The organism is Pseudomonas gingeri (assembly GCF_013386115.1).
GTDB lineage: Bacteria > Pseudomonadota > Gammaproteobacteria > Pseudomonadales > Pseudomonadaceae > Aquipseudomonas > Aquipseudomonas gingeri.
On record NZ_JACAOR010000013.1, the window covers coordinates 372,100 to 388,936 of the forward strand.

Below are 16,837 nucleotides of genomic sequence, written 5' to 3' on the forward strand. Positions count from 1 at the left end.
ACCTTTATTAAAGCGACGAGTATTTCTTGCGCAGACGCTGACGAATCAGTTCCGCGAGGGTGTTCATGATGAACGTGAACAGCAGCAGCACCAGTGCCGAGAGGAACAGCACGCGGTAGTGACTACCACCCACTTCCGACTCCGGCATCTCCACCGCCACGTTGGCCGCCAGGGTGCGCAGGCCTTCGAACAGGTTCATCTCCATCACCGGGGTGTTGCCGGTGGCCATCAGCACGATCATGGTCTCGCCGACGGCACGGCCCATGCCGATCATCAGCGCCGAGAAGATGCCCGGGCTGGCGGTGAGGATCACCACCCGGGTCATGGTCTGCCATGGCGTGGCGCCCAGGGCCAACGAGCCCAGGGTCAGGCCGCGCGGCACGCTGAACACGGCGTCTTCGGCGATCGAATAGATGTTCGGGATCACCGCGAAACCCATGGCCAGGCCGACCACCAGGGCGTTGCGCTGGTCGTAGGTGATGCCCAGGTCGTGGGAAATCCACATGCGCATGTCACCGCCGAAGAACCAGGTCTCCAGGTGCGGGCTCATGAACAGCGAGAGCCAGCCGACGAACAGGATCACCGGGATCAGGATCGCGCTTTCCCAGCCATCCGGCACCCGCAGGCGCAGCGACTCGGGCAGGCGGCTCCAGGCGAAACCGGCGACCAGGATGCCGATCGGCAGCAACATCAGCAGGCTGAAGATCCCCGGCAGGTGCCCTTCGACATACGGCGCCAGGAACAGACCGGCGAAGAAGCCGAGGATCACCGTCGGCATCGCTTCCATCAGCTCGATCACCGGCTTGACCTTGCGGCGCATGCCCGGGGCCATGAAGTAGGCGGTGTAGATCGCGGCGGCGACGGCCAGCGGTGCGGCCAGCAGCATGGCGTAGAACGCGGCCTTCAGGGTCCCGAAGGTCAGCGGCGACAGGCTCAGCTTGGGCTCGAAGTCGGTGTTGGCGGCGGTCGATTGCCAGACGTACTTGGGTGCGTCGTAGTTCTCGTACCAGACCTTGCTCCACAGCGCGCTCCAGGAAACTTCCGGGTGCGGGTTGTCGAGTTCCAGCGGCTGGATCTTGCCACCCTGCTCGACGATCACCCGGTTGGCCCGCGGCGACAGGCCGAAGATACCCGGGCCGTCGACCACCTGGTCCACCAGCAGTGTGCGGTGCGCGGTACTGTGGAACACACCGAGCTTGCCGGAGGCATCCAGGGCGACAAAGCCCTTGCGACGTTCTTCGGCAGTGATCTCGACGATTGGCGTGGTGCCCATCTGGAAGCTGCGGATCGGTTTCAGGCGCAGCTCGCCATCCGGGTCGCGGGCCATGAACCACTGGCCGAGACCACCCTTGGAGTCACCGATGATCAGCGAGATACCGCCCACCAGTTGCGTACTGGCGGTCACTTCGGTGTTGGCATCGTCCAGCAGCTTGTAGCGACCGTTCAGGCTCTTGTCGCGCAGGCTGAACACGTCGGCCTGGGCGCGCCCGTTGATCACGTACAGCCATTGCTGGCGCGGATCGATGTAGATGGCTTTCACCGGCTCGGTCATCTGCGGCAGATCGATGCTCTTCTGCTCGCTGGTGACCTCGCCGGTCATCATGTTCTCTTCCTTGGTCAGCGCCAGCACGTGCAGTTGCGCACCGTTGGAGCCCACGGCGACCAGTGTCGTATCGCTGGCGTTGAGGTTCACGTGCTCAAGCGCGTGGCCCTGGCCATCGAGGGTGATCGGGGTTTCGCCGTAGGGGTATTCGACCGCCGGGGAAATGGTCTTCTTGCCGTCCGGGTACGTCACTTTATAGGTGTGACGGAACACCAGGGCCTGGCCATTGGACAGACCGACGATAACCAGCGGGATGCCCGGCTGGTCCTTGCTGATGGAGGTCACCTTGGTGCCCGCCGGAAGCGGCAGGTTCACCCGCGACAGTTCAGTGGCATCGGCAACGGAGAAGAACAGCACCTGCCCCTGGTCGGAAACCCGCATGCCCACCTGGTTCTGTTCTTCCAGGGAGATCATCAGGGGGTTGCCGGCATCGCGCATCCAGGCCGGGGTAATGGCTTTTTCCGCGGTCAGCGAAGCGCCCTGGAACAGGGGCAGGACCACATAGGCGAGAAAGAAGAAGATCAGCGTGATCGCCGCCAGGACGGCCAGGCCGCCGACAAACACATACCAGCGGGTCAGGCGGTCCTTGAGCGCGCGAATGCGACGCTTGCGCTTGAGTTCAGGCGTATTGAAGTCAATGCGCTTCGGGGGAGAAGTTGTAGTCATGGTGGAATTGGCCAGATCGTTCATGCGCACACCCTAGCGATCCTGTATGACAGAAAGATGACAGTGCAGTGACGCACGGAAGCCGCCGCCCAGCGTGGCTGGCAGCGGATTCGGAAATTGGTGTGTGGGAGCGCGGTTATCCGCGAAGGTGCCCCGGGGACACCACAAGCTCCGCGGGCAAACCCGCTCCCACATGCCGGAGCCTGGGGCTCCGGCTCAAGGCTTACTTCTTGGCGACGTTGCCGCCTTCGCTCAAGCCCAGGTCAGCCAGTGCCTTGGCGGCAACCTTGGCTGGCAGTGGGATGTAGCCGTCCTTCACGACAACTTCCTGGCCCTGCTTGGACAGAACCAGCTTCACGAACTCGGCTTCCAGCGGGGCCAGAGGCTTGTTCGGTGCCTTGTTGACGTAGACGTAGAGGAAACGCGACAGCGGGTATTTGCCGTTCAGTGCGTTTTCTTCGCTGTCTTCGATGAACTCGGTGCTGCCTTTCTTCGACAGGGCAACGGTTTTCACGCTGGCGGTCTTGTAGCCGATACCCGAGTAGCCGATACCGTTCAGCGAGGAGCTGATGGACTGCACGACGGAAGCCGAACCAGGTTGTTCGTTCACGTTAGGCTTGTAGTCGCCTTTGCACAGGGCTTCTTCCTTGAAGTAGCCGTAGGTGCCGGATACCGAGTTACGACCGAACAGCTGGACCGGCTTGTTGGCCAGGTCGCCGGTCACGCCCAGGTCGCCCCAGGTCTTGACGTCGGCCTTGGCGCCGCACAGACGAGTCGAGGAGAAGATCGCGTCGACCTGTTCCATGGTCAGGTGCTGGATCGGGTTGTCCTTGTGCACGAATACCGCCAGGGCGTCCACAGCGACCGGGATGGCGGTCGGCTTGTAGCCGTACTTCTGCTCGAAGGCAGCCAGTTCGGTGTCCTTCATCTTGCGGCTCATCGGGCCCAGGTTCGACGTGCCTTCAGTCAGGGCAGGTGGCGCGGTAGCGGAACCGGCGGCCTGAATCTGGATGTTCACGTTCGGGTATTCTTTCTTGTAGCCCTCGGCCCACAGGGTCATGAGGTTTGCCAGGGTATCGGAACCGACGCTGGACAAGTTGCCCGACACGCCTTGTACTTTTGTATAGGCCGGAATGGACGGGTCTACACCAGCGGCCACCGCGTGGGCAGTCGCGACGCCAGCAGCGACAAAAGTCATTGCCGCCATCAAACGTTTCAGTTTCATGCCTTGCTCCTAGCAGAGAGGGTTAAGTTGGATCGGGGCCAAGTATCGGCAGGCCGCATGAACACTCTATGACTGGTATGTGACAATTAGATGAAAGGCCAGCATCCATTCGGACGACCGGCCTTTACCTCTGAAACGCCTGGACCCCAGGTAATACGGGGCTTAGCGGCCCTTCGCCCACAGGTAGCCGCCGACCAGCACGCCGACGCTGCAAATTATTGCAACATAATACGCAGGGCCCATCGGGCTTTCCTTGAGCAGCAGGGTGACGACCATCGGTGTCAGGCCGCCAAAGATCGCGTACGCCAGGTTGTAGGAGAACGACAGGCCGCTGAAGCGCACCACCGCCGGGAAAGCCTTGACCATGACATAAGGCACGGCGCCGATGGTGCCGACGAACAGGCCGCTCAGGGCATACAGCGGGAACAGCCACTCGGGGTGGGTCGGCAGGCTGCTGTAGAAGGTCCAGAACGTTGTCATCAGCGCCAGGCTGCCGACCACGAACACGCGGCCCGCGCCGAAACGGTCGGCCAGTGCGCCGGAGATGATGCAGCCCAAGGTCAGGCAGACCGTCGCCAGGCTGTTGGCCTCCAGCGAGACGGTCGGGGCGAAGTGGTAGGCGGTCTGCAGCACGGTCGGGGTCATCAGGATCACCACCACCACGCCGGCCGACAACAGCCAGGTCAACAGCATCGAGATCACGATCGCCCCGCGGTGATCACGCAATACCGCGCCCAGGGGAATGCCTTCGGACAAGGCCTTGCGCTGCTGCAGCTCGGCGAACACCGGGGTTTCATGCAGCCAGCGACGCAGGTATACCGAGAACAGGCCGAACACACCGCCCAGCAGGAACGGGATCCGCCAGGCGTAATCGCTCACTTCGACCGGGGTGTAGACACTGTTGATCAGCGTCGCCACCAGCGAGCCCAGCAGGATGCCAGCGGTCAGGCCCGACGTCAGGGTGCCGCAGGCAAAGCCGATCTGCCGCTCCGGAACGTGCTCGGCGACGAAGACCCAGGCGCCCGGCACTTCACCGCCGATTGCGGCGCCCTGGATCACCCGCATCAACAGCAGCAGGATCGGCGCCCAGATGCCGATCTGCGCGTAGGTCGGCAGCAGGCCCATGATCAGGGTCGGCACGGCCATCAGGAAAATGCTCAGGGTGAACATTTTCTTGCGCCCCAGCAGGTCGCCGAAATGCGCCATGACGATTCCGCCCAGCGGCCGCGCCAGGTAGCCGGCGGCGAAGATGCCGAACGTCTGCATCAGGCGCAACCACTCGGGCATGTCCGCCGGGAAGAACAACTTGCCCACCACAGCCGCGAAGAACACGAAAATGATGAAGTCGTAGAACTCCAGCGCACCTCCCAGGGCAGACAGCGACAACGTCTTGTAGTCATTACGGGTCAGCGGGCGCGAAGGTTGCGCAAGGCTGGGAGACACAGTGCTCATTGCAAGGCTTCTCTTATATTAATAGTCAGGGTGGTTATCCGGCCTCAACGGTCGTTTCTCCACAGGTAGGCGCCGACCAGCAAGCCCACGCCGCCTATGATCAATACATAGTAAGCCGGGCCCAATGGGCTTTCCTTGAGCATCAGAGTCACGATCACCGGTGTCAGGCCACCAAAGATCGCATAAGCCAGGTTGTAGGAAAACGATAAACCGGTAAAACGTATCGCCGCCGGGAACGCATTGACCATCACGAACGGCACGACACTCACCGTGCCGGTCAGCAAACCGCTCAGGGCATAGAGCGCGAACAGCCATTGCGGATGGTCCTGCAGACTGTTGTAGAAGGTCCAGAAGCTCAGCATCAGCAGCGCGCAACCGATCATCAGCACCCGACCCGCGCCGAAGCGGTCCACCAGGGTGCCGGCCAGGATGCAGCCGATGGCCAGGCTGATGGTCGCCAGGCTGTTGGCCTGCAACGTCACCAGCGGCGCGAAATGGTAGACGGCCTGCAGCACGGTCGGGGTCATGAGGATCACCACTACCACGCCGGCCGACAGCAGCCAGGTCAGCAGCACCGAGATCACGATGCCTTCGCGATGACCGCGCAATACCGTGCGCAGAGGGACTTCCGCCGCGAGCGCCTGGCGCTGCTGCAAGGCCAGGAACACCGGCGTTTCATGCAGCCAGCGACGCAGGAAGGCCGACAGCAGGCCGAACACCCCGCCCAGCAGGAAAGGAATCCGCCAGGCGAAGTCGGCGATGTCCACCGGGCTGTAGTTGCGGTTGATCGCGGTCGCGACCAGCGAGCCCAGGAGAATCCCGATGGTCAGGCCAAACGTCAGGATCCCGCAGGCCAGGCCCATGCGCCGCTGCGGCGCGTGCTCGGCGACGAACACCCAGGCCGCCGGCACTTCACCCCCAATCGCCGCGCCCTGGATCAGGCGCATCAGCAGCAACAGGATCGGTGCCCACAGGCCGATCTGTGCATAAGTGGGCAGCAGGCCCATCACCAGGGTCGGCACGGCCATCAGGAAAATGCCCAGCGCGAACATCTTCTTGCGACCCAGCAGGTCGCCAAAATGCGCCATGACGATGCCGCCCAGTGGACGGGCGACGTATCCGGCGGCAAAAATGCCAAACGTTTGCGTCAATTGCAGCCACTGAGGCATTTGCGGTGGAAAAAACAGCTTCCCGACCACCGCCGCGAAAAACACGAAGATGATGAAGTCATAGAACTCCAGCGCTCCCCCCAGGGCCGACAACACAAGCGTCCTGTAGTCATCCCGATTCAACGCACGGGCAGGCTGCGCAGCACTCAAAGGCATGGTGGTCATGAAGATATCCCGGGGATCGATACGGACGGAGTCGCTGCGGAGAGGTGCACAAGGCGGAAAAAAGATAACAAAATGTTTCAGAAAGTAAATGATGGCCCGATATAGAGCGATCGAAAGGGCTTTCTGATGGTCGTAGTCGAGCGGGTCGATCGATATACTGGTCAGTGTCGCCCTGATGGATGCTGTGCAAAAACGTCGTTGGAAACCCATTCCAGCCGGTTTCGCAGAGTTTCCCTTTAGTACGTCTTAGAGAAACGTGACGAACGTAGTATGTTCGAGCTGAATCGTTTTTCCTGAAGACGGCTATTCACCGGCAGTACCAACGTAGCGTCACGGGTCAGAGGCACCCCCCGTATGATCGAACTCGAACAAGAAGACCCAATCCCGCAAGGCGACCTCGCCCTGCAAATCACCGCGCTCCCGCGTGAAACCAATGGTTTCGGCGACATCTATGGCGGCTGGCTGGTCAACCAGATGGACCTCGCCGGCACGGCGATGGCCAGCAAGGTGGCCGGCGGGCGCGTGGCCACGGTCGCCATCGACCGCATGGCGTTCCTGGTGCCGGTCGCGGTCGGCGCGCAGTTGTCCTTTTATACCCAGGCCCTGGAAATCGGCCGCAGCTCGATCAAGATGATGGTCGAGGTGTGGAGCGACGACCCACTGTCCAGCGAATGGCGCAAGGTCACCGAGGCGGTGTTCGTGTTCGTCGCCATCGACGGCAGCGGTCGCACCCGCTCCGTACCGCCACGGCGCTAAACCCGGGCGGTTTTTTGCGGTCCATTGCAGTTCCTGTTGCCGAGCGAGAACACCATGAGTACGCCCTACGTTGAAACGGTCAAGCTGGATGAACTGAACTGCTGGCGGATCCGCCACGGTCAGGCCGAATTGCTGGTAGCCCAGCAAGGCGCGCATATCCTCAGTTATCAGTTGGCCGGGCAACCACCGCTGATCTGGCTCAACGACCAGGCCGAGTTCAAGTACGGCAAGAGCATTCGCGCCGGTGTACCGGTGTGCTGGCCGTGGTTCGGGGTCTTCGCGCGCAACCCGGACAGCGTCCAGGCGATGCGCCAGAGCAGCGAGCCGCCAACCGCCCATGGCTTCGTCAGGACGCTGGAGTGGACATTGCTCGGTATCCAGGCCGACGACGACGGCGTGCTGGCGGAGTTCGCCGTGCCGGTGCCCGAAGGTGGCTTTGCCGGCTGGCCGCACAAGGTCGGCCTCAAGCTGGCGATTCACCTGGGCGAACGGTTGCGGATCAGCCTCACCAGCGAAAACCTCGACGATCATCCGGTCACCCTCAGCCAGGCGCTGCACACCTATTTCGCCGTCAGCGATGTGCGCAACGTGCATGTCGAAGGCGTGGACGGCCTGGCCTATATCGACACGGCGGATGACTGGAAGCCGGCCCGGCAACAGGGCGAGTTGCGTTTCGTCGGTGAAACCGACCGCATCTACCAGGATGCGCCGGCGCAGTTGAGCATTGTCGACCCGACCTGGGAACGGCGGATCGAGCTGGACACCAGCGGCTCGCGCTCGGCGGTGATCTGGAACCCGTGGATCGGCCGCGCCAGCCAGTTCACCGACATGGCCGACGACGGCTGGCAGAAGATGCTCTGCATCGAAACCGCGAACGTGATGGATGACGTGGTGACGCTGGCACCGGGTGCCAGCCATACGCTGGGCGTGACTATCGGCAGCAGCCCGCTGGCCTGACATGAGGCGAGCGGGCTTGCCCGCTCGCCACCCTCAAAGATCCGACTCCTTCACCACCCGCACCTTACCCGCATCCAGCGCATACGCCGCATCGGCCAGGTCGTTGCTGACCTTCTCGATCTTCAGGGTCCCGGTCACCCACAGCGGCGTGTAGATATCGTCCAGCTTCAGGCCCTTGGGATAACGCACCAGCACCAGCTGGTTCGGCGGTGGTGGCGGCACGTGGATGCAGGCACCCGGATAGGGAACCAGGAAAAACAGGGTACTGCGGCCCTTGGCGTCGGTTTCCAGCGGCACCGGATAGCCACCGATACGAATGTCCTTGCCGTTCATGGCGGCGACGGTCTTGGTCGAATACATCACCGCCGGCAGGCCCTTGCTCTGCTTCAAGCCGCCCTTGGCGGTAAAGGTGCCGTTGGCTTCAGGCGAGTCATGGCTGATTTCCGGCATTTCTTCGAGGGCTTTCTGGTCCGACTTGGGCATCAGTTCCAGCCAGTCGGTTTCCGGCAGCTCGCCGGCGTGGGCCAGGCCGCTGCCCAGCAAAAGGAGTGTCAACAGAAGACGGCGCATGAGGGGCTCGGCAACAGGAAGTCAGGGCGAGCATTCTAGTCCTCTCCACGCGCCGCGCGGAGAGGACCTGGTCAGTTCGATCAGTTCTTTTTGATCAGACCGTAGATCACCAGCAGGACAATCGCACCGACGACCGCGCCGATAAAGCCCGCGCCTTGCCCGGCCTGGTAGATGCCCAGCGCCTGGCCACCGTAGGTCGCCGCCAGCGAACCGCCGATCCCCAGCAGGATGGTCATGATCCAGCCCATGCTGTCGTCGCCCGGCTTGAGAAAGCGCGCCACGAGGCCGACGATAAGACCGATGAAAATGGTTCCGATGATACCCATGACGTTGCCTCTGAGTGAGTGAGCCACACGCCAAAGCCTAGTCAGCACTTTGGCATCCTGCCATCAGAGGCTGGCGGGATCCGATGGTTCCCGCCGCGCAGGGATATCTTTACTCGGCGATCAGCGCTTCGACCCGCAGGATCTGCTGTTGCAGCGTGGCCTTGTCGGCGCAACGCAGGTTGGCGTGGCCGACCTTGCGCCCGGCCTTGAAGGCCTTGCCGTAGTGGTGCAGGTGGCAGTCGGCGATGGCGATGACCTTCTCCACCGGCGGCACGCTGCCGATAAAGTTCAGCATCGCGCTCTCGCCGACCTTGGCGGTCGAGCCCAGCGGCAGGCCGGCTACCGCCCGCAAGTGGTTCTCGAACTGGCTGCACTCGGCGCCTTCGGTGGTCCAGTGCCCGGAGTTGTGCACACGCGGGGCAATCTCGTTGGCCTTGAGGCCGCCGTCGACTTCGAAGAACTCGAAAGCCATCACGCCGACATAGTCCAGTTGCTTGAGCACCCGGCTGGAATAGTCTTCGGCCAGGGCCTGCAACGGGTGGTCGGTGCTGGCGATCGACAGCTTCAGAATGCCGCTCTCGTGGGTGTTGTGCACCAGCGGGTAGAAGCGGGTTTCGCCATCGCGGGCACGCACGGCGATCAGCGAGACTTCGCCGGTGAACGGCACGAAACCTTCCAGCAGGCAGGCGACGCTGCCCAGCTCGGCAAAGGTGCCGACCACATCGGCCGCGGTGCGCAGGACTTTCTGGCCCTTGCCGTCGTAACCCAGGGTACGGGTCTTCAACACGGCCGGCAGGCCGATGCTGGCGACCGCTGCATCCAGGTCCGCCTGGGACTGGATATCGGCGAAGGCCGGGGTCGGGATCCCCAGGTCCTTGAACATGCTTTTTTCGAACCAGCGATCGCGGGCGATACGCAGGGCTTCGGCGCTTGGATAGACCGGCACGAACTGCGACAGGAAGGCCACGGTTTCCGCGGGGACGCTTTCGAACTCGAAAGTCACCAGGTCGACTTCATCGGCCAACTGGCGCAGGTGATCCTGATCGCCGTAGTCGGCTCGCAGATGTTCGCCCAGGGCGGCTGCACAGGCATCCGGCGCCGGGTCGAGGAAAGCGAAGTTCATCCCCAGCGGCGTACCCGCCAGGGCCAACATGCGGCCGAGCTGGCCGCCACCGATTACACCGATCTTCATCGTCAAAAACCTCAGGCGACGCGCGGGTCTGGATTATCCAGCACGCTGTCTGTCTGTTCAGCACGGAATTTTTTCAGCACGGTATGAAAGTGCGGATGCTTGGCGCCCAGGATGCTCGCCGACAGCAGCGCGGCGTTGATCGCGCCGGCCTTGCCGATGGCCAGGGTGGCGACCGGGATGCCCGCGGGCATCTGCACGATCGACAGCAGCGAGTCCACGCCCGAGAGCATCGACGACTGCACTGGCACGCCCAGCACCGGCAGGTGGGTCTTGGCCGCACACATGCCCGGCAGGTGGGCCGCGCCACCGGCACCGGCGATGATCACCTCGATGCCACGGGACTCGGCCTCTTCGGCGTACTGGAACAGCAGGTCCGGGGTGCGATGGGCCGAAACCACTTTCACCTCGTAAGGGATGCCGAGCTTTTCCAGCATATCGGCGGTGTGGCTAAGGGTGGACCAATCGGACTTGGAGCCCATGATCACGCCAACCAGTGCGCTCATCGTCGTGCCTCTTCTCTTGGGCGCCCGCAGGCGCGTCAAAAAACAACAAGCCACGCGGGAAGACCGGCGTGGCTTGTTATGCGAATTATGGCCGGGCGAACCGGCCGAAGGCCGCGCAGTATACCGAAAAATCCGCGTCGTACGCACTTTCTGCGACCGTCTGTCGTTCGCTGGATTTTAGCCGCTGAAGGCCGGTTTACCTGACTTTCAGGTCAATCCAGGACATTGTGGGAGCTGGCTTTCCAGCGATTGCGGCCGCAAGAGCAATGCAAGGCTCAAGGGCCTCATCGCCGGCAAGCCGGCTCCTACAAGGTCCCAGGCTGGACGACAGCCCGTGGTGAACCCCGATCCTGTGGGAGCTTCAGGTCGGGGCCGGCGTCTGCGCCGCAGCGCCTTCCAGCTTGCGCCACAACAGGCGCACATTCGCCTTGCGCACCAGCGCGCAGCGATACAGGCGGATCTCCAGCGGCACATGCCATTGCGCGCCGCCACAAACCACCAGTTCGCCCCGCGCCAGCTCGGCCCGCACGCTCAACTGCGGCACCCAGGCGATGCCCAGGCCCTCCAGCGCCATGCTCTTGAGGCTGTCGGCCATGGCCGTCTCGTACACCGTGGTGAAACGCAGGTTGCGCTGGCGCAGCAGCAGGTTCACCGAACGCCCGAGAAATGCCCCGGCGCTGTAGGCCAGCAACGGCACGCTGGCCTCGCCTTCCAGGTCGAACAGCGGCTTGCCGTCCGGCCCCGCCGCGCACACCGGGAGCATTTCGGTATGCCCCAGGTGCAACGACGGAAAGATCTCCGCGTCCATCTGCAACGCCGCATCCGGGTCATAGAACGCCAGCATCAGGTCGCAACCGCCCTCGCGCAGCGCATGCACCGCGTCGCCAACGTTGGTCGCCACCAGCCGCGTGGCGATGTTCAGCCCTTCGTTGCGCAACTGCGCGATCCACCGCGGGAAGAAGCCCAGCGCCAGGGAGTGCGCCGCCGCCACCTGCATGACTTCGCCCTGCCCGCCTTCCAGATGATGCAGATGGCGCACCACCTCGCCCAGTTGCTCGACCACCGTTCGCGCCGTCACCAGGAACAGCTGGCCGGCCGCCGTCAGCTCGATCGGCGTGCGCGAGCGATTGACCAGGGTCAGGCCCAGCGCCGCTTCCAGGCTGCGAATCCGTCGGCTGAACGCCGGCTGCGTGACGAAGCGACGCTCGGCAGCCTGGGAAAAGCTGCGCGTCGCCGCCAGGGCACTGAAATCTTCCAACCATTTGCTTTCGAGATTCATTGGCCCTTCCCTCCTCCAAGCGCACCATTTTGGTTCACACGCTCGCCACACACAATGCGTCACATCGGCATTATGCCGTTTGTGCATAGGGCAGCGCCGAACAGCATTGGCCCAAAAATTCCCTCAAGCCTAGCATTGCCAACGTTCCGGCATTGACCGGGTCCATTTCGAGATGATTTCTATCATGTCCTCCGCTGCATCTTTCCGCTCAGAAAAAGACCTGCTTGGCGTACTCGACGTACCTGCCGACGCGTACTACGGCATCCAGACCCTGCGAGCGGTGAACAACTTCCGCCTCTCCGGCGTTCCGATTTCGCACTACCCGAAACTGGTCGTGGCCCTGGCCATGGTCAAGCAAGCCGCCGCCGACGCCAACCGCGAGCTGGGGCATCTGAGCGAAGCCAAGCACGCCGCCATCAGCGAGGCCTGTGCCCGCCTGATCCGCGGTGATTTCCACGAGCAGTTCGTGGTGGACATGATTCAAGGCGGCGCTGGCACTTCAACCAACATGAATGCCAACGAAGTCATCGCCAACATCGCGCTGGAGGCCATGGGCCACGGCAAGGGCGAATACCAGTACCTGCACCCGAACAACGACGTGAACATGGCGCAGTCGACCAACGACGCCTACCCGACGGCCATCCGCCTGGGTCTGCTGCTGGGCCACGACGCCCTGCTCGCCAGCCTCGACAGCCTGATCCAGGCCTTCGCCGCCAAGGGTGAAGAGTTCAGCCACGTCCTGAAAATGGGCCGCACCCAGTTGCAGGACGCCGTGCCGATGACCCTCGGCCAGGAATTCCGCGCCTTCGCCACCACCCTGAGCGAAGACCTGGCCCGCCTGAAGACCCTGGCACCGGAAGTGCTGACCGAAGTCAACCTGGGCGGCACCGCCATCGGCACCGGCATCAACGCCGACCCGCGCTACCAGCAACTGGCCGTCGACCGCCTGGCGATCATCAGCGGCCAGCCGCTGGTGCCGGCCGCCGACCTGATCGAAGCCACCTCCGACATGGGCGCCTTCGTGCTGTTCTCCGGCATGCTCAAGCGCACCGCGGTCAAGCTGTCGAAGATCTGCAACGACCTGCGCCTGCTGTCCAGCGGCCCACGTACCGGCATCAACGAAATCAACCTGCCGGCGCGCCAGCCGGGCAGCTCGATCATGCCCGGCAAGGTCAACCCGGTGATCCCGGAAGCGGTCAACCAGGTGGCTTTCCAGATCATCGGCAACGACCTGGCCCTGACCATCGCGGCCGAAGGCGGCCAGTTGCAACTGAACGTAATGGAGCCGCTGATCGCCTTCAAGATCTTCGACTCGATCCGCCTGCTGCAACGCGCCATGGACATGCTGCGCGAACACTGCATCGTCGGCATCACCGCCAACGAAGCACGCTGCCGCGAACTGGTGGAACACTCCATCGGCCTGGTCACCGCGCTGAACCCGTACATCGGCTATGAAAACGCCACCCGTATCGCCCGCATCGCCCTCGAAAGCGGCCGCGGCGTACTGGAACTGGTGCGCGAGGAAGGCCTGCTCGACGATGCGATGCTCGCCGACATCCTGCGCCCGGAAAACATGATTGCCCCGCGTCTGGTTCCACTGAAGGCCTGACCCTCAGTGACAGATCGCAAACCGCTCACCAGGTCGAGGGACTAGACACCTCTCACCTTTTGAGGGCCTGAAGGTCACTCTTCAGGCCCTTTTTTTTAACTGATTTTTCATGGCAACACCGTTCCCGACAACCGTTCAGCAGACGCGCATTACTCGCCAACCGACTGGCGAGGCTTCTAGGACAGCGGTTCCAGGGTGCAAAGATGAAAAATGACAGGCCGTGCAGACGTTGGCGGTCCTGATCGGTATAGTGCCGCCCCTCTTCGCGTAAGCGATCCGCGGCACAGTGGAACCGAAACACGCGAAACAACACTAAAAACAACCCGCGAAAGCTCGGGACGATTTATCGCCAGCCCACACTGCCCTGCAACACCGGGTGTAACGCGATATTTCAAACGAGCCGCCTTTGCATCAAAAACAGCGAGGAACCATCCATGCTCGAAGTCATTAACGACTTCCTCTCAGGGAAAGTACTGATCGTGCTCATTGTCGGGCTCGGTAGCTACTTCACGATCCGCTCACGGTTCGTCCAGTTTCGCCATTTCGCCCACATGTTCACGGTCTTCAAGGAATCCCTGCGCGGTCAGGCGGGCCAACTCAGCTCCTTCCAGGCCCTGATGCTGAGCCTGGCCGGCCGCGTCGGCGCCGGTAACATCGCCGGTGTCGGCATCGCCGTGACCCTCGGCGGCCCGGGTGCCGTGTTCTGGATGTGGGTCACCGCACTGGTGGGCATGTCCAGCAGCTTCTTCGAATGTACGCTGGCCCAGGTCTACAAGCGCGCCGATGGCGACGGCCTGTACCGTGGTGGTCCGGCCTACTACATCCAGCATGGCCTGAAGCTCAAGGGCATGGCGGTGATATTCTCCATCCTGCTGCTGGTCACCTACGGCTTCGCCTTCAACGGCCTGCAGTCGTACACCGTCACCCACTCCCTGCAGAACGCCTTCGGCTTCGACCCGGCCCACACCGGTATCGCCCTGGCCGTGCTGCTGGCAATCGTCTTCCTCGGCGGCATCAAGCGCATCGCCGCGGTCTCCGACCTGCTGGTTCCGATCAAGACCCTGGCCTACATCGGCGTCACCCTGTACGTGATCGGCAGCCAGATCGAGCACGTTCCGGCCATGCTGGAAACCATCTTCAAGAGCGCCTTCGGCCTTGACCCTGCGTTCGGCGGCCTGCTCGGCAGCGCCATCGTCATGGGCGTGAAGCGTGGCGTGTTCGCCAACGAAGCAGGCCTGGGCAGCGCCCCGAACGTCGCCGCCGTGGCCGCCGTGAAACACCCGGGCGCCCAGGGCGTGGTCCAGGCGTTCAGCGTGTTTCTCGACACCTTCGTGATCTGCACCTGCACCGCCCTGCTGATCCTGCTGTCGGGCTTCTACACGCCGGGCTTCGAAGGTGACGGCATCGTCCTGACCCAGAACTCCCTGGCCGCGGTGGTCGGTGACTGGGGCCGCGTGTTCGTCAGCGTCGCCCTGTCGCTGTTCGTGTTCACCTGCATCCTCTACAACTACTACCTGGGCGAGAACAGCCTGCAGTTCCTGACCCGCAACCGTGTCGTGCTGATGGTCTACCGCGCCCTGATCCTGGCCCTGGTGGTCTGGGGTTCGGTGCAGAACCTGGGAACCGTGTTCGCTTTCGCCGACATCACCATGACCTGCCTGGCCTTCGTCAACCTGATCGCCCTGGCCATGCTGTTCAAGGTCGGCCTGCGCGTGATGCGCGACTACGACGGACAGCGCCGCGCCGGCGTTGGCCAGCCGGTGTTCGATTCCAGCAAGTTCGCCGACCTGGATCTGGACCTGAAAGCCTGGCCGGCCAATCCGGACCAGCCAGTGTCCCGCGAGCAGGAAGCAGCCCAGGGCGTGCCCGCCACGCAACGCTGATCGCAGCCCCTCGGGCGGCGCCCTGCCGTCCGATGCGAAAGATCCACCGGGTGGCGTCCCAGCCGCCCGACGTGACACACCTTGCGTCCGCAGGCATGCTGCGGCGCAAGGTGTATTCGTCCAGGAGAACCATCAATGAACCCCGTCACTTATCCCGCCGCGCGGCACGTCATGGTGCTCTACACCGGCGGCACCATCGGCATGCAGGCCAGTGCCGGCGGCCTGGCCCCGGCTTCCGGTTTCGAAGCGCGGATGCGCGAGTACCTGCTCAGCCAGCCGGCACTGGTCGTTGCGCAATGGCGCTTTCGTGAGATGGCGCCGCTGATCGACAGCGCCAACATGACCCCCGAGTACTGGCTGCGCCTGCGGGACGCGGTGGTCGATGCGGTCGAGCAGCAACAGTGCGACAGCGTGCTGGTCCTGCACGGCACCGATACCCTGGCCTACAGCGCGGCGGCCATGAGCTTCCAGTTGCTGGGGCTGCGGGCACCGGTGGTGTTTACCGGCTCCATGCTGCCGGCGGGCGTGCCGGACAGCGATGCCTGGGAAAACGTCTGCGGTGCGCTGGTCGCCCTCGGCCAGGGCCTGGCGCCGGGGGTGCATCTGCATTTCCATGGCGAAATGCTCTCGCCGACCCGCTGCGCGAAGATTCGCAGCTTTGGCCGTCATCCGTTCGCGGCCCTCGCTCGTACCGGTGGTGCGGCCAGGGCCACTGACCTGCCGGCGCAACTGGACTACCACCAGGCCCGCCAGCTGACGACGGTCGGCGTCCTGCCACTGGTGCCGGGCATCGGCGCCGCGCAGCTGGACGCGATGATCGACAGCGGTATCCAGGCCCTGGTGCTGGAGTGTTTCGGCAGCGGCACCGGACCGAGCGACAACCCGGCGTTCCTCGCCAGTCTCCAGCGGGCGCAGAAGCGGGGCATAGTGGTGGTGGCGATCACCCAGTGCCATGAAGGCGGTGTCGAGCTGGACGTCTATGAGGCCGGCAGCCGTCTGCGCGGCGTCGGCGTGCTGTCCGGCGGCGGCATGACCCGGGAAGCGGCGTTCGGCAAACTGCATGCCCTGCTCGGGGCCGGCCTGGAGTCGGCTGAAGTGCGACGCCTGGTCGAACTCGATCTGTGCGGCGAACTGCGCTGACAATCGCCTGCCGATCCCTGCGACACCCGACCTCCAGTGAGCCCCGCGCACTGGAGGTCAATTCTTCCTTCCTACCCAGCCAATCTGATCAGTCCGATATATACGTAGGATTATTCTCATACACCATTCCTACGCTACTCCTGCCCAATCGCCTCGGGTAGGCTGGTCAAAGTTGCAAATCACAAACAACCTTGTTTGAACTTCGTATTTTAAATACGCAGCTTGCAACTAAAAAAGCAGAAGTTCCATCAATACCCGTATTGAACGGCTTGTTACTTTAACGCGGAAACTTCGGATAACTCGCCGACGCAGTGTCACGCCTGTCCATAAGTGTCGACTTCT

Annotated in this window: 14 protein-coding genes; 5 read left to right on the plus strand and 9 right to left on the minus strand. The window is 63.1% G+C overall.

What is annotated here, in order from left to right; translation table 11 throughout:
* Window positions 1-7: 7 nt before the first annotated feature.
* From HX881_RS25810 to HX881_RS25825, 4 genes are all read right to left on the minus strand, one after another.
* Window positions 8-2,041, minus strand: a complete 2,034-nt coding sequence (locus HX881_RS25810; protein WP_177087469.1) for an ABC transporter permease subunit — start codon at window positions 2,039-2,041, stop codon at window positions 8-10.
* 451 nt (window positions 2,042-2,492) lie between these two features.
* Complete coding sequence (locus tag HX881_RS25815; RefSeq protein WP_017124179.1) at window positions 2,493-3,494, minus strand: phosphate ABC transporter substrate-binding protein PstS; 1,002 nt, start codon at window positions 3,492-3,494, stop codon at window positions 2,493-2,495.
* A 162-nt stretch (window positions 3,495-3,656) separates the two neighbouring features.
* Entirely contained in the window at window positions 3,657-4,946 is a 1,290-nt protein-coding gene (locus tag HX881_RS25820; protein ID WP_017124178.1) for an MFS transporter, read from the minus strand.
* 44 nt (window positions 4,947-4,990) lie between these two features.
* Complete coding sequence (locus HX881_RS25825) at window positions 4,991-6,280, minus strand: MFS transporter (RefSeq protein WP_042934554.1); 1,290 nt, start codon at window positions 6,278-6,280, stop codon at window positions 4,991-4,993.
* 354 nt (window positions 6,281-6,634) lie between these two features.
* Here HX881_RS25825 and HX881_RS25830 point away from each other — a divergent pair, with 354 nt between their 5' ends.
* Together HX881_RS25830 and HX881_RS25835 are read left to right on the plus strand one after the other, a co-directional pair.
* Complete coding sequence (locus tag HX881_RS25830) at window positions 6,635-7,036, plus strand: acyl-CoA thioesterase (RefSeq protein WP_017124176.1); 402 nt, start codon at window positions 6,635-6,637, stop codon at window positions 7,034-7,036.
* A 54-nt stretch (window positions 7,037-7,090) separates the two neighbouring features.
* Window positions 7,091-7,993, plus strand: coding sequence for a D-hexose-6-phosphate mutarotase (locus tag HX881_RS25835; RefSeq protein WP_177087274.1), 903 nt, complete (start codon window positions 7,091-7,093; stop codon window positions 7,991-7,993).
* Window positions 7,994-8,026: 33 nt separating this feature from the next.
* Here the strand turns inward: HX881_RS25835 and HX881_RS25840 are convergent, their stop codons facing one another.
* The 5 genes from HX881_RS25840 to HX881_RS25860 all read right to left on the minus strand — a co-directional run bounded on the left by HX881_RS25840 (window position 8,027) and on the right by HX881_RS25860 (window position 11,863).
* The gene (locus HX881_RS25840; RefSeq protein ID WP_017124174.1) at window positions 8,027-8,563 is read right to left on the minus strand and encodes a DUF3299 domain-containing protein; all 537 of its coding nucleotides are present in this window, start codon (window positions 8,561-8,563) and stop codon (window positions 8,027-8,029) included.
* A gap of 80 nt (window positions 8,564-8,643) precedes the next feature.
* On the minus strand, window positions 8,644-8,889 hold the full coding sequence (locus HX881_RS25845) for a GlsB/YeaQ/YmgE family stress response membrane protein (protein WP_017124173.1): 246 nt from the start codon (window positions 8,887-8,889) through the stop codon (window positions 8,644-8,646).
* A gap of 109 nt (window positions 8,890-8,998) precedes the next feature.
* Window positions 8,999-10,081 (minus strand): 5-(carboxyamino)imidazole ribonucleotide synthase, encoded by a 1,083-nt coding sequence (locus tag HX881_RS25850; protein ID WP_017124172.1) that lies wholly within the window; start codon window positions 10,079-10,081, stop codon window positions 8,999-9,001.
* A gap of 11 nt (window positions 10,082-10,092) precedes the next feature.
* On the minus strand, window positions 10,093-10,584 hold the full coding sequence (purE, locus tag HX881_RS25855) for a 5-(carboxyamino)imidazole ribonucleotide mutase (RefSeq protein WP_017124171.1): 492 nt from the start codon (window positions 10,582-10,584) through the stop codon (window positions 10,093-10,095).
* A 361-nt stretch (window positions 10,585-10,945) separates the two neighbouring features.
* On the minus strand, window positions 10,946-11,863 hold the full coding sequence (locus HX881_RS25860) for a LysR substrate-binding domain-containing protein (protein WP_017124170.1): 918 nt from the start codon (window positions 11,861-11,863) through the stop codon (window positions 10,946-10,948).
* A gap of 184 nt (window positions 11,864-12,047) precedes the next feature.
* Here HX881_RS25860 and aspA point away from each other — a divergent pair, with 184 nt between their 5' ends.
* The 3 genes from aspA to HX881_RS25875 all read left to right on the plus strand — a co-directional run bounded on the left by aspA (window position 12,048) and on the right by HX881_RS25875 (window position 16,495).
* The gene (gene aspA, locus HX881_RS25865) at window positions 12,048-13,472 is read left to right on the plus strand and encodes an aspartate ammonia-lyase (protein ID WP_017124169.1); all 1,425 of its coding nucleotides are present in this window, start codon (window positions 12,048-12,050) and stop codon (window positions 13,470-13,472) included.
* Between the two features lie 434 nt (window positions 13,473-13,906).
* The gene (locus HX881_RS25870) at window positions 13,907-15,355 is read left to right on the plus strand and encodes an alanine/glycine:cation symporter family protein (protein WP_017124168.1); all 1,449 of its coding nucleotides are present in this window, start codon (window positions 13,907-13,909) and stop codon (window positions 15,353-15,355) included.
* Window positions 15,356-15,490: 135 nt separating this feature from the next.
* Complete coding sequence (locus HX881_RS25875) at window positions 15,491-16,495, plus strand: asparaginase (protein ID WP_177087276.1); 1,005 nt, start codon at window positions 15,491-15,493, stop codon at window positions 16,493-16,495.
* Window positions 16,496-16,837: the final 342 nt, after the last annotated feature.

What these genes read in the sequence shown, in the direction of transcription:
- HX881_RS25835 (WP_177087274.1), top strand. Translation starts at nt 7,091, where the DNA reads ATGAGTACGCCCTACGTTGAAACGGTCAAGCTGGATGAACTGAACTGC.
- HX881_RS25815 (WP_017124179.1), bottom strand. Translation starts at nt 3,494, where the DNA reads ATGAAACTGAAACGTTTGATGGCGGCAATGACTTTTGTCGCTGCTGGC.
- HX881_RS25825 (WP_042934554.1), bottom strand. Translation starts at nt 6,280, where the DNA reads ATGACCACCATGCCTTTGAGTGCTGCGCAGCCTGCCCGTGCGTTGAAT.
- purE (WP_017124171.1), bottom strand. Translation starts at nt 10,584, where the DNA reads ATGAGCGCACTGGTTGGCGTGATCATGGGCTCCAAGTCCGATTGGTCC.
- HX881_RS25860 (WP_017124170.1), bottom strand. Translation starts at nt 11,863, where the DNA reads ATGAATCTCGAAAGCAAATGGTTGGAAGATTTCAGTGCCCTGGCGGCG.
- HX881_RS25840 (WP_017124174.1), bottom strand. Translation starts at nt 8,563, where the DNA reads ATGCGCCGTCTTCTGTTGACACTCCTTTTGCTGGGCAGCGGCCTGGCC.
- HX881_RS25870 (WP_017124168.1), top strand. Translation starts at nt 13,907, where the DNA reads ATGCTCGAAGTCATTAACGACTTCCTCTCAGGGAAAGTACTGATCGTG.
- HX881_RS25830 (WP_017124176.1), top strand. Translation starts at nt 6,635, where the DNA reads ATGATCGAACTCGAACAAGAAGACCCAATCCCGCAAGGCGACCTCGCC.
- HX881_RS25820 (WP_017124178.1), bottom strand. Translation starts at nt 4,946, where the DNA reads ATGAGCACTGTGTCTCCCAGCCTTGCGCAACCTTCGCGCCCGCTGACC.
- HX881_RS25810 (WP_177087469.1), bottom strand. Translation starts at nt 2,041, where the DNA reads ATGCGCGATGCCGGCAACCCCCTGATGATCTCCCTGGAAGAACAGAAC.
- HX881_RS25845 (WP_017124173.1), bottom strand. Translation starts at nt 8,889, where the DNA reads ATGGGTATCATCGGAACCATTTTCATCGGTCTTATCGTCGGCCTCGTG.
- aspA (WP_017124169.1), top strand. Translation starts at nt 12,048, where the DNA reads ATGTCCTCCGCTGCATCTTTCCGCTCAGAAAAAGACCTGCTTGGCGTA.
- HX881_RS25875 (WP_177087276.1), top strand. Translation starts at nt 15,491, where the DNA reads ATGAACCCCGTCACTTATCCCGCCGCGCGGCACGTCATGGTGCTCTAC.
- HX881_RS25850 (WP_017124172.1), bottom strand. Translation starts at nt 10,081, where the DNA reads ATGAAGATCGGTGTAATCGGTGGCGGCCAGCTCGGCCGCATGTTGGCC.